The sequence below is a fragment of the Pseudomonas sp. BF-R-26 genome (assembly GCF_019947395.1).
Taxonomy (GTDB): domain Bacteria; phylum Pseudomonadota; class Gammaproteobacteria; order Pseudomonadales; family Pseudomonadaceae; genus Aquipseudomonas; species Aquipseudomonas farris.
This window is the reverse complement of the sequence record NZ_JAGYGK010000004.1, coordinates 256,087-268,384: the sequence shown is the minus strand read 5'-3', so window position 1 is coordinate 268,384 and position 12,298 is coordinate 256,087. Positions and strand designations below refer to the sequence as shown.

Genomic DNA, 12,298 nt, shown 5'->3' with positions numbered 1-12,298 from the left:
CCTTGTCTATTGATAGAAGGCATGGAATCTAACCCATCGCAGTCAGCCCGACTGGCGCCATTGGCTACAAGATATGACCGCTCAGCTACCCGTCCGAATCTTGTTCCACACCCGCGTCCGCACCCGATCTACATTCAACGGCATGGCTTCCAGCGCAAACAATTTCCCCATCATCTCCGGGCTCGGATAAACCTTGGTGTCGTTCTTGATGGCCGGGTCGATCAGGCTATCCGCCTGTTCGTTGCCGTTGGCGTAGTGCACGTAGTTGCTGATGCCGGCCATGACGTCGGGGCGCAGCAGGTAGTTCATGAAAGCGTAACCGGCCTTCTCGTCCGGGGCGTCGGCGGGCATGGCGACCATGTCGAACCAGATGGCGGCGCCTTCCTTGGGAATGGAATAGCCGATGTCGACACCATTCTTGGCTTCCTTGGTGCGGTTTTCCGCTTGGATAATGTCGCCAGAGAAGCCGACAGCCACGCAGATGTCACCGTTGGCCAGGTCGCTGGTGTACTTGGATGAGTGGAAATAGCTGACATAAGGCCGGACTTTCATCAGCAGCGCTTCAGCCTTTTTGTAGTCCTCGGGGTTCTTGCTGTGATGTGGCAGCCCCAAATAATTCAACGCGGCCGGCAACAGTTCGGGGCCGTTGTCGAGGATCGCCACGCCGCACTTCTGCAGCTTTGCCATGTTCTCGGGCTTGAAGATCAGGTCCCAGGAATCCACTGGTGCGTCGTCGCCCAACGCTGCCTTGACCTTGGCAATGTTGTAGCCGATGCCAGTGCTGCCCCACAAATACGGGAAGCCATGCTCGTTGCCAGGGTCGTTTGCCTGCAACGTCTTGAGCAGCACCTGATTGAGGTTTTTCCAGTTCGGTAGCTGATTCTTGTCGAGTTTCTTCAGCGCCCCGCCCTGAATCTGCCGCGCCATGAAGTGGTTGGACGGGAACACTACGTCATAGCCGGATGTGCCGGTCATCAGCTTGCCATCAAGGGTTTCGTTGCTGTCGAAGACGTCGTAACTGAAGGCGATGCCGGTTTCTTTCTGGAAGTTCTTGGTGGTATCCGGCGCGATGTAGTCCGACCAGTTGTAGATTTTCACGGTCTCGGCGGCCTGGCTGAGGGTCGCGACGAGCGCAATTGGAGCAAGCGTCAGTGTCTTTCGGATCATGAGTCGATTCCTGTATGGGCTTTTTTTGTTGGCAGGCAATCAATGGATCAAAAAATCAAAACGTAAGTCTTGCGCACGGACTGGCAACATCAGAACGTCGTCGTTCAGTGCATGAAACCCTCCATGAACCCCGCGACCCGACTGGCCAGTTTGCGACGCCAGGGCGCGGTGGTCGGGTTGGCCAGGGTCTGGTCTTCGTGGACGAAGCTGCGGATGATTGCGTTGTAGCCCAACCAGCGGAAGGGCTCCGGCTCCCAGGCCTTGAGCACGTCGAGACCGCCCTGAGGAATGACCCACGGTTGGCGGACCAACTCGGTATCGCGCTGAAGAATCAGGTCGGCCAGGGTTCGCCCGCCGAGATTGCTGGCGCCGACGCCCTCCCCGCCATAACCGCCGGACAAGGCGATGCCGCTGGCCTGATCGCAGAGCATGTGCGGCTTGAACCGCCGGGACATGCCCAGGTTGCCGCCCCAGGCATGGGTGATTCGTACGTTCTTGAGCTGCGGAAAAAGTTCGCTGAACAGGTAGCGCCGCAACTCCACTTCGCTGGTGGTCAGGTCGAAGTCATGGCGCAACTTGCCAGCAAATTGATAGCCGCCACGGGCACCAAATACCAAGCGGTTATCCGCCGTGCGCTGGCCATAGGTGACTTGTCGGCTGCTTTCACTGAAGGCCTGACCGTGGCTCAGGCCGATTTCGTCCCAGATCGCGGTGGACAGTGGTTCGGTCGCCACCAGCAAACTCTGGACCGGCAATTGATAACGGTCCAACGGTGGCAATGTGGCCGCATACCCTTCTACCGCCGGCACGATCCAGCGGCTGCGAACCTGAGCCTTGGCTGTACGCAGACTGCCCGACTGCCATTGAGAGACCGGGCTGTTCTCATAGATGTTGACCCCCATGCGCTCCACCGTACGCGCCAGACCTCGGACCAACTTTGCCGGGTGAATGGTCGCGACGTGCGGTGCATAGATACCGCCATAAGGTTTGGCAATTCTGATCTGTTGCGCCAATTGCTCGGGACTGAGCCAGCGGTAGTCGCTTTCGGTCAGCCCTTGGCGGTAGAGCGTGTCCAGATAATGACGCTGGCTGGCTTCCTGCTCTGGATAACGCGCAGCACAATAAAGCACTCCGCCTTTGCGATAATCGCAGTCGATGCCTTCTCGTTCGATGACGATCTCTACTTCGTCAGGGATACCGTGCAGCAGGTCGAAAGAAGCGCGGCGCTGTTCGGCCGGTAAATCGGCAAGCAACCGATCCTCGCCCAGCAGATTGCCCATCAACCAGCCACCGTTACGGCCCGACGCACCAAAACCCGCGATGCTTGCTTCGACGATGGCAATATTCAGCCCCGGCGCCAGACGCTTGAGGTAATACGCGGTCCAGAGCCCGGTGTACCCGGCGCCAATGATGGCCACGTCGACATCCAGATCCTGCTCCAGCGCCGGGCGCGCCAGCAATGGCTCGTCGAGTTGATCCATCCACAAACTGATCGTGCGCCACGCCGACATGCAAGACTCCGCCACTCAAACCTTCGATGGCGTCGATCCTAGTGCGTGGGCTCAGGGATTGTCTTGCGCGCGTGCACGCAAAGAAATTTGTTTGGTGTACGCCTTGGGCGACAGACCGGTGTGTCGGCGAAAACAGCTGTAAAACGCCGATAACGAATTGAAGCCAGCCGCGAAGGCCAGTTCGTCGATGCGCAGTGGCGGCATGGCGGCGTCCAGTGCGGTAAGCAAATGCTGCAACCGCGCCTGATTGACGTAACGGTAGAAGCTTTGGCCGAACACCTGATTCAGCAGATAGGAAATCTGATTGCGACTGTACCCGCATTCCGTCGCCACCCGTTGCAGATCAAGCTCGGGATCCAGATACGGTTGTTGGCGCTGGAAGTACTGCTGCAAGTCCTCGGCCATGAAACTCAGCTGCCGCGGTGACAGCCCGAGTCGACTGACCGCCGGGCGCTGGTTGCGGGCGGGTTTGCCGGTCGCGTGTTCGTGTACGAGCGTGGCGTATTCATTGACCCGCCAGATCAGCCCGTCACGTACGGTAATTGCCTCGCTGGTCCGAAACGACACCAGTCCTTCGCCGCCGCGAAGGGTGATGCGGTACTGAATGAACGCCGTGTCGTCGTCCAGACGAATACGGTCCGAATGCTCCAGGGCTTCATCCGGATCGCGGGGCATGCTGTCGCGCACATACTCGCGCAACTCATCCAGCCCCATCATGCGATTCTGGAAAAAATCGTTGTACTGAACGTCCGGGTGATAAAGCGCCATGACGCCGTCCAGATCCCGGTGCTTCCAGCGCAGGTGGTAACGCATGACCGTCTCGCCCGTGGCCTGGGTTTGCAACGGAGCATCATCATCGGCGTGCATAAAGGACTCAATGAGAAAAAACCGAGCTTGCCGAAGTTCTCGCCAGGCTTCAATGGCCCCGTGGAATGCCCCGGTAATATTGGCCTTTCGCCACAAAATCGGTGTCTCGTGATCTGCGTCAAAAAAAAATGAACCAATCGCTAAACGGACTGAAAAAATCACGTGACTTTCACATCCGGATGCTACTTTTAAAGACAGTCACCGGTTGAGCCATTGAAGGTTCTTCCCTCCTAACATGAGCTAAAGGAAGCGCTCGATGAATAAGGTGGGCAACACATGAATAAAGGCTCCTTCAGCAAAGTCACTTTTCCAAATGCCTGCCAGCTGATGCGCTGGCATTTTCATCCCATGGGTTTCGAAGCGACCATGGATGCACCGGGCAGTATGGTTGCCCGGCTGTTCGACCGCGCCAGTGGCGAAACCATGATCGCCATTGCCGGCATTCCTTGCGCAACGGTCATGAATGCAGCAGATGTAGAACGAATTATCGAAGCTGTTGAAGATGAGCTGGAGACGTTCATTCCACCGCAGGCCCTCAGGAGTTATGCCTGATGTAGCAGCTGCCGAGCCTGCGAGGCTGCGTTCGGCGGCGAAGCCGTCGTAAAATCAGCAATTACGGTATGTCAGACAGACCGCATCAGCCGGACTCACGACTGCTGCGCAGCCGAACGCAGCCTCGCAGGCTCGGCAGCTGCTACAAAGTCTGCGTCGCGGCTTAAACGTTTAACTGATCTGCATCAGCGCCTGTGCCAGATCGGCGCGCAGGTCTTCGACATCCTCGACCCCCACTGACAAACGCACCAACGCATCGCCAATGCCGAGTTGTGCCCGGGTTTCGGCGGGGATGCTGGCATGGGTCATGATCGCCGGGTGCTCGATCAGGCTTTCCACCCCGCCCAGGCTCTCGGCCAGGGCGAAGATCCGCACACTCTCGAGGAAGCGCTTGGCGCCAGCCAGGTCGCAGTTCAAGTCGAGGGAAATCATCCCGCCGAACCCACGCATTTGCCGCCGCGCCAGTGCATGCTGCGGATGCGATGGCAGGCCCGGATAGTAAACGCGCGCCACCTGCGGCTGACGCTCCAGCCATTGCGCCAGCTCCAGCGCATTGCTGCAGTGGCGTTCCATGCGTAGTGCCAGGGTCTTCACGCCGCGCAACGTGAGAAAAGCGTCGAATGGCCCAGCGATAGCCCCCACTGCGTTCTGCAAGAAACCCAAGCGCTCGGCCAGCTCAGCGTTCTGCCCGACCACCGCGATGCCGCCAATCACGTCGGAGTGGCCGTTCAGGTACTTGGTCGTCGAGTGCAACACGATGTCGAAACCCAACTCCAGCGGACGCTGTATCCACGGGCTGGCGAAAGTGTTGTCGGCCACACAAATGATGCCTCGCTCGCGACAGGTGCGCGCGACGGCGGCGAGGTCAGTGAGACTCAGCAAAGGATTGCTCGGCGTCTCGACCCAGACCATCCGCGTGTCATCCTGAAGCGCCGCTTCGAATGCCGCCAGATCAGTCAGATCGATGAAACTGAAACGATGCCCGGCACTGCGCTGGCGTACCTTGTCGAACAGCCGGAATGTACCGCCGTACAAGTCATTGCCGGAAACGATGTGTGCGCCCGCATCGAGCAACTCGAGCACATTGGCGATCGCCGCCAGCCCGGAAGCGAAGGCGAAGGCCCGAGTACCGCCCTCGAGGTCCGCCACACAACGCTCCAGCGCAAAGCGCGTCGGGTTGTGCGAACGCCCGTAGTCGAAACCCTTATGCACACCCGGGCTCTGTTGCAGATAGGTGGAGTTGGCGTAAATCGGCGGCATCAGCGCCCCGGTGGACGGGTCCGGCGTCTGCCCGGCATGGATCACACGGGTGGCGAAGGCACGTGGCTTGGCGGTTTCATCGTGCTGACTCATGCAAGGGATCTCCGCAGGTAATTGAGCATGTCGACGCGGGTAATCAGCCCATGGAAACCCGAGTCGTCGGCGATCATCGCCACCAATCCACGGTCGAGCTTCGCCTCCAGTTCGGCCAGACTGGCGCCGGGCGGCAGGATTTCCAGCTTGTCGGTCATCGCACTGCTCACCGGCATACGGAAGTGTGAAGCGTCTTCGTGCACGCCAAGCAGGATATCGGATTCGTCGATCACGCCGACCAGCCGCTGCCCGTCCACCAGCACCGGCAGTTGCGACACATCCGCCAGGCGCATGCGTTGGAACGCGGTGAGCAAAGTGTCGTCCGGCCCCACGCTGACCACCCGGCCATCCTCGAAGCGCCGCGCGATCAGGTCTCGCAAATCACCGTAACGCTTGCGCGCAAGCAGCCCCTGATCGTTCATCCACTGGTCGTTGTAGACCTTCGACAGGTAGCGGGTGCCGGTGTCGCAGACGAAACTGACTACCCGCTTCGGCTCGGTTTGTTCGCGGCAGTAACGCAGTGCCGCCGCCAGCAATGTGCCGGTCGAAGAGCCGCCGAGAATACCTTCGGCGCGCAGCAGTTGGCGGGCATGATCGAAGCTTTCCTCGTCGCTGATCGAATAGGCCTTACGCACGCTGGACAGATCGGCAATCGACGGAATGAAGTCTTCGCCAATGCCCTCCACCGCCCAGGAACCGGGCGTACCCAAGGTGCCGCTGCGGCTGTATTCGGCCATCACCGAGCCGACCGGGTCGGCCAGCACCATTTCCAGATTCGGTTGTACGCGCTGAAAGAAACGGGTCAGCCCCGTCAACGTGCCGGCCGAACCGACGCCGACAACGATGGCATCCACATCATGCTGAGTCTGCGCCCAGATTTCCGGGGCGGTGCTGCACTCGTGGGCCAGCGGGTTGGCCGGGTTGTTGAATTGATCGGCGAAGAAGGCGTCGGGAATTTCCTGCGCCAACCGCGCAGCGACGTCCTGGTAATAATCCGGATGGCCTTTGCCGACATCGGAGCGAGTGATGTGCACCTCGGCGCCCATCGCCTTGAGGTGCAGGACCTTCTCGGTGGACATCTTGTCCGGCACCACCAACACCACCCGGTATCCCTTGGCCCTACCGACCAGGGCCAGGCCCAGACCGGTGTTGCCGGCGGTGGCCTCGACGATGGTGCCGCCGGGGCGCAGGCGCCCATCGCGCTCGGCGGCGTCGATCATTGCCAGGCCGATGCGATCCTTGATCGAGCCTCCGGGGTTCTGCGATTCGAGTTTGAGAAACAGTGTGCACGGGCCGGTATCGAAGCGGCTGACGCGTACCAGCGGCGTATTGCCGATCAGTTCGAGCACGGCGGGACGGGAGTCGTTCGGCATGTCGTCACCTCGCTGCATGTATCCGCATTGGATGGACAGCGACCTGCGGCGAATCATTGCGCGCCAGTCGCAAGCAAAGCCTCGCCTTGGACCTTAGGCCGGGATTGCGCCCCCCGCAACTTTTCGCAGCCAGTCGGTAACGTCTCTGTGGCGAGCGAACTTGCTCGCCACAGGTTTTTCTGACTCAAGATTTTCAGTGAACAGCTTCAGGGGTCAGGCAGAGACTTTTCCTTGGCGGTGATCCGCGAAGAACGCCTTGCCTTTGCCGATCCGGTCGGAGGCCTTGGGCATGTTCGCAGCCGAGGTATCCTGGCCATCGACATACCAATAGCAATGGCTGACTGCCCGGGTGATGCCCACGTAAGCCAGTCGCAGAATCTCGTCTTTCTGTGCGCTGTCGTAAGCTTCGCTGTCGCCAGCCTTGCCGAGCCCGGCCATGCGATAGACCTGGTTCTTGTAAGGAGAACTGGTCAGGTGCTGGCAATCGCCCAGCAAAAATACCGCATCAGCCTGCAGGCCTTTGGCGCTGTGATAGGTCAGTTGTTTGAGCCGCCGAGCGTCGTACGGCAAGCTAGAATCTACATTAACTACAGACTGAATATGTTCATCTATCAATGACTTATCGCTACTTTTTCGATAAAGCATCAAGATTGAATCACCCTTTCTATAGTGTTCGATCAGGCGCTGGGCCATGCCTTGGTCATCCCGATCGAGCACATTCACCGGCAGCAGTGCCTTGGGTTCACCGCTGGCCTTGGCCTTCTTGCCAGCGATCGCCGGTGCCGCGCGGACAATATGCTCCGCCGCGTCGATGATGTGCTGATGGCTGCGGTAATTGTCGCTGAGCATCACTTTGGTCGTGCTCGGCGACGGGAATTCCTTGTTGAATTCCATGAAGTAAGTCGGCGAACTGCCGCGCCAGCCATAGATGGACTGCCAGTCATCACCGACACAAAGCAACGACGAACGCTGCGCGCCGCGTCCCACATGCATGGCCGGTCCGCGACTGCGGATCTCCGCCAGGCTGGCGCGAATCCACGAAACGATCTGCGGCGACACGTCCTGAAACTCGTCAATCATCAAGTGCGACATTGGCCTGAGCAGCTCATCGCTCAACAGCTTGAGATTCTCCGGCGAATGCTCACTGAACAAGGCGAACATCCGGTTGTAGGTCATCACCGGTGGCGATTGATCCAGCAGATGATCTTCCATCGCTCGCCAGAACAGGCTCAACGCCTCGAAGAAGAACCGGTCCGGGTCATCCTTGGCGAAACTCATCTGGCCCACGGCATTCGGCACATCCAGGCCGAGGTTTTCAATAAACCCGGCTGCCGCCACAAAACAGTCCAGCAACGGCGCGGAGCCGAGCTCACCCTTGACCTTGTAATCGAAGCCCGGCCCGGCACTGGCGTCTCCGGCAAGGGATGCCAAAACACGTTTTGAAGACTCATAACTATCTAGCCATATCAAAGGCTTACGACAGAAAGCTTGAAACAGGGTGCGCTTTACCGCCCATTCTGCGCGCACTGAAAGCTTGGCATTTGGACGGCTGACCTGGGGATTTTCCCGGGGATCGAAACCCAGCACCACCCAGGCGTCCAGCGTCGGAATGTAGCCGTGGCAATGAAAGGTCGAACCGTTGATGTCGAAGGTCTGACGATTCGGCTCGATGCCCTTGATCGGCCAGGCACCGGCGCGAAACCACAAGTCTTCGATTGTGTCGCACAGCTCTTCATCACGTTTGGCGGCGAGTTCAGTCACTGCCATGCGCTTCTGCACATCCGGGTGATCACGCTCCAGCTCCTTGAGTTGCAAGGCATGGCGAGACAAAGGCTTGATCAGTTCGCGAAAACGTTCATCGCGGGTGTGCAGGCTGTGATAACAGGCGTTGAGTTGCTGGCGCTGGGCGTCGTTGATGCGCAGGTCGAAGGGATTGCTGTCGACCTCCTCATCGCCGCTTTGCACGCGGTGGCTGAGGTTTTCGAAGGCTTGCAGCCGCTCGAAACCCGGCAGACTGCGAACCATCGGCAGGATGCGCGAATGGAAAGTGCGCACCAGATCGCGCGCTTCTTTAAGGCTGATTCCCCGGCCCCAGACTGCAAACAGCTCGATCAGCTTATTGATAAAGTCTTTGCGCGATTCGCGGGTGAAGGTCACCACGGTCATCGAGCTCAACTCAAACCCCAGGTAATGACTGAGCAGCAGAATTCGCAGCACCAGGGTGGTCGACTTGCCCGCGCCCGCCCCGGCGATCACCGAGGTCGACGGTGTGTCGCTGAAAATCATCTTCCATTGGGCGGCGCTCGGTTGGGCATACGCGGGCAGCAGTCGCGCCACGTCGGCCTTCATGCGTTTCTTCAGCTCAGCACTCAATGGCAGGCGCCAATCGTCGAACAGATTGTCATCGACGTTGGGTGGTCGATGCTCGGTCGAGCGCGAGTCGCGAATCAACAGAACCTGCCGACCTTCCTCCAGCCCCTCGAGTTTGCCTTCCTTATAGCCGTACTCCAAACCGGCGCTATGACCGCTGCGAAAACCGTCGGCTTGGCCGTGCAGCCAAGAGGCACGGTGTTGCGCACGCAACCGGGTAAGGCCATGGCCAAAGAACCGGGCGGCCAGGCGCTTGAACAAAGGCATTTCGGCCAAGGGACGAAGTTCGGGGGGAAGATCGGGGGTGTGTTGCGGCACGCTGACGGACTCCAGAGTGTGAGGCTGTTGAGGGCTATGGTGTCTGCATTTGCCGTTGAGTTCTAGTGAAATGCTTACAGGTCATTGGCTTATACGATGAAGTGAAGGCTGGGTGAGAATATTTCGAGGTTATTTGATATCAGATAATTCGATTGTATTGAGGCATTTTTTACGCTTTTTATCGATGATTGCCTGATAGATGATGCTCTCCATCAACCACCGGTTCTCGTTTGTGGCTCAGGCGTTCTGCCCCATGACGAACCTTTTCAGGAGACGATCATGCTTGAACTCAGACCTTTCAACTCGCTGGGCGGCGCACACCATGGCTGGTTGGATGCCCATCACCACTTTTCGTTCGCCGAGTACCACGACCCCAAACGCATGAACTGGGGCAACCTGCGGGTGTGGAACGATGACGTGATTGCCCCCGGTACCGGGTTCCCGCAACACCCGCACCGCGACATGGAAATCATCACCTACGTTCGTGAAGGCGCGATTACCCACCAGGACAACCTTGGCAACAAGGGCCGCACCGAAGCGGGCGACGTGCAGGTCATGAGCGCCGGCACCGGGATCGCTCACAGTGAGTACAACCTGGAAGCGACCGAGACCCGGATATTTCAGATCTGGATCATCCCCAACGAAGCTGGTTCGGCACCGTCGTGGGGCGCCAAGCCGTTCCCCAAAGGCGAGCGCGAAGGTTTCGTGACCCTGGCCAGCGGCAAGGCCGGCGACGATCAAAGCCTGCACATTCGCGCTGATGCGCGTCTGGTGGCGGCCAACCTGAAAGCCGGGGAAACGGCGGAATACCGCCTGGACAACGGCCGTCGCGCTTACTTGGTGCCGGCAACAGGTGTCATTGAAGTCAATGGCTTGCGTGCACAAGCTCGAGACGGTGTCGCGGTTGCCGATGAGCAGGTGTTGCGCGTGACCGCGATTGAGGACAGTGAAATCGTGTTGGTGGATTTGGCTTGATGGGGACAAGCGGGACAAAAAAGGGGCGACCGTTAATGGTCGCCCCTTTTTTTACGTATAGCCGTTGTGGCGAGGGGGCCCTCAATCACTTCGCAGAAATCGCGCCATCCACCAAGGTCTGAGCTTCCGCCACCAACTGCTTCAGGTGCTCGTCGCTGACAAAGCTTTCCGCATAGATCTTGTAGATATCCTCAGTGCCCGACGGACGCGCCGCGAACCAGCCGTTCTCGGTCATGACTTTCAGACCGCCGATAGCTTGGTCGTTACCCGGTGCATGGCTGAGGATGCTCTGGATCGTTTCACCCGCTAGTTGAGTCGAGGTGACCTGGTCTGGCGACAATTTGCTCAGCAGCGCTTTCTGCTCAGGGTTTGCCTTGGCATCGACCCGCACCGAGAACGGTTCGCCCAGCTCATCGGTCAGCGCGCGATACGCCTGGCTAGGGTCACGGCCCGTGCGAGCGGTCATTTCGGCGGCCAGCAATGCCGGAATCAAACCGTCTTTGTCGGTGCACCAGACACTGCCGTCCTTGCGCAGGAACGACGCGCCAGCACTTTCTTCACCGCCAAAACCGAGGGAGCCATCGAACAGACCGTCGGCAAACCATTTGAAGCCGACCGGCACTTCGTACAGACGACGGCCCAGACGCTTGGCAACGCGATCGATCAAGCCACTGCTGACCACGGTTTTGCCCACGGCCGCATCGGCGCGCCATTGTGGACGGTTCTGGAACAGGTAATCGATCGACACCGCGAGGTAGTTGTTGGGTGCCAGCAAACCCCCGGACGGGGTCACGATGCCATGGCGGTCGTGATCCGGGTCACAGGCAAAGGCCACGTCGAAACGCTCTTTCAGACCGATCAGGCCTTGCATGGCGTGGCTGGACGATGGGTCCATGCGGATCTGCCCGTCCCAGTCGACGGTCATGAAACGGAATGTCGCATCAACCTCTTTATTCACCACCTCCAGGTCCAGGCGATAGTGCTCGGCGATCGCCGACCAGTAGCGCACCCCTGCTCCGCCCAGCGGATCGACACCCAGACGCAGCTTCGCATCGCGGATGGCGTCGAAGTCGATCACGTTGACCAGGTCGGCGACATAGGTGTTGAGGTAATCGTGACGATGGGTGGTGCTAGCCTTCAGCGCCTGCTCGTAGCTGATGCGTTTGACGCCAGCGAGTTTGGCCACCAGCAGCTCGTTGGCCTTGGCTTCGATCCACTTGGTGATGTGGGTATCGGCCGGACCGCCATTGGTAGGGTTGTACTTGTAGCCGCCGCTTTGTGGCGGGTTGTGAGACGGGGTGATGACGATGCCGTCTGCCAGGCCCGAAGTGCGCCCACGGTTGTAGCAAAGAATCGCATGGGAAATGGCCGGCGTCGGCGTGTACTCATCGCCTTCGGCGATCATCACCGTCACGCCGTTCGCCGCCAGGACTTCCAGGGCACTGGCACCGGCCGGCGTGGACAGCGCGTGGGTGTCGATGCCGACGAACAGCGGACCGTCGATGCCCTGGGCTTCGCGGTACAGGCAGATCGCCTGACTGATGGCCAGAACGTGCCATTCGTTGAAACTCAGATCGAACGAGCTACCTCGGTGTCCGGACGTGCCGAAGGCGACGCGCTGGGTAGAAATGGCTGCATCGGGCTGGCCGGTGTAATAGGCCGTCACCAGTCGCGGGATGTCGACCAACAGTTCTGCCGGTGCCGGTTTGCCCGCAAAAGGACTGAGTGTCATGCAAAACCTCTGAGAGAGAGTGGTTCGGGAATAGAAAGGAGTTTACTGACAGTTTGCTCCTGGCGCGACGTTATCAATTG

The 12,298-nt window shown here is 59.3% G+C and carries 9 protein-coding genes; 2 read left to right on the top strand and 7 right to left on the bottom strand.

Going from position 1 to position 12,298, the window contains the following annotated elements; genetic code table 11:
- Window positions 1–81: 81 nt before the first annotated feature.
- The 3 genes from KGB18_RS07215 to KGB18_RS07205 all read right to left on the bottom strand — a co-directional run bounded on the left by KGB18_RS07215 (window position 82) and on the right by KGB18_RS07205 (window position 3,545).
- Window positions 82–1,167, bottom strand: coding sequence for a polyamine ABC transporter substrate-binding protein (locus KGB18_RS07215; protein WP_123722825.1), 1,086 nt, complete (start codon window positions 1,165–1,167; stop codon window positions 82–84).
- A 104-nt stretch (window positions 1,168–1,271) separates the two neighbouring features.
- Window positions 1,272–2,678: an NAD(P)/FAD-dependent oxidoreductase gene (locus KGB18_RS07210; protein WP_223569600.1), complete on the bottom strand. Its 1,407-nt coding sequence runs from the start codon at window positions 2,676–2,678 to the stop codon at window positions 1,272–1,274.
- 51 nt (window positions 2,679–2,729) lie between these two features.
- Complete coding sequence (locus KGB18_RS07205) at window positions 2,730–3,545, bottom strand: AraC family transcriptional regulator (RefSeq protein ID WP_123722827.1); 816 nt, start codon at window positions 3,543–3,545, stop codon at window positions 2,730–2,732.
- A gap of 276 nt (window positions 3,546–3,821) precedes the next feature.
- Between KGB18_RS07205 and KGB18_RS07200 the strand changes: the two genes are divergently transcribed.
- A complete protein-coding gene (locus tag KGB18_RS07200) occupies window positions 3,822–4,097 on the top strand; it encodes a DUF1652 domain-containing protein (RefSeq protein ID WP_095631396.1) in 276 nt (91 codons plus the stop codon).
- A 171-nt stretch (window positions 4,098–4,268) separates the two neighbouring features.
- On the opposite strand, the gene KGB18_RS07195 is transcribed toward KGB18_RS07200, so the two are convergent.
- The 3 genes from KGB18_RS07195 to KGB18_RS07185 form a co-directional block, all read right to left on the bottom strand.
- Complete coding sequence (locus KGB18_RS07195) at window positions 4,269–5,450, bottom strand: cystathionine gamma-synthase (protein ID WP_123722828.1); 1,182 nt, start codon at window positions 5,448–5,450, stop codon at window positions 4,269–4,271.
- Complete coding sequence (locus KGB18_RS07190) at window positions 5,447–6,823, bottom strand: pyridoxal-phosphate dependent enzyme (protein ID WP_123722920.1); 1,377 nt, start codon at window positions 6,821–6,823, stop codon at window positions 5,447–5,449. The genes KGB18_RS07195 and KGB18_RS07190 overlap by 4 nt, the downstream gene beginning before the upstream one ends.
- Before the next feature lie 213 nt (window positions 6,824–7,036).
- The gene (locus KGB18_RS07185) at window positions 7,037–9,511 is read right to left on the bottom strand and encodes a UvrD-helicase domain-containing protein (RefSeq protein WP_223569599.1); all 2,475 of its coding nucleotides are present in this window, start codon (window positions 9,509–9,511) and stop codon (window positions 7,037–7,039) included.
- Window positions 9,512–9,790: 279 nt separating this feature from the next.
- Between KGB18_RS07185 and KGB18_RS07180 the strand changes: the two genes are divergently transcribed.
- The gene (locus tag KGB18_RS07180; RefSeq protein ID WP_123722830.1) at window positions 9,791–10,486 is read left to right on the top strand and encodes a pirin family protein; all 696 of its coding nucleotides are present in this window, start codon (window positions 9,791–9,793) and stop codon (window positions 10,484–10,486) included.
- An 85-nt stretch (window positions 10,487–10,571) separates the two neighbouring features.
- Here KGB18_RS07180 and pgm read toward each other — a convergent pair whose 3' ends face one another.
- Window positions 10,572–12,218, bottom strand: coding sequence for a phosphoglucomutase (alpha-D-glucose-1,6-bisphosphate-dependent) (gene pgm, locus KGB18_RS07175; protein WP_201060393.1), 1,647 nt, complete (start codon window positions 12,216–12,218; stop codon window positions 10,572–10,574).
- Window positions 12,219–12,298 lie beyond the last annotated feature (80 nt).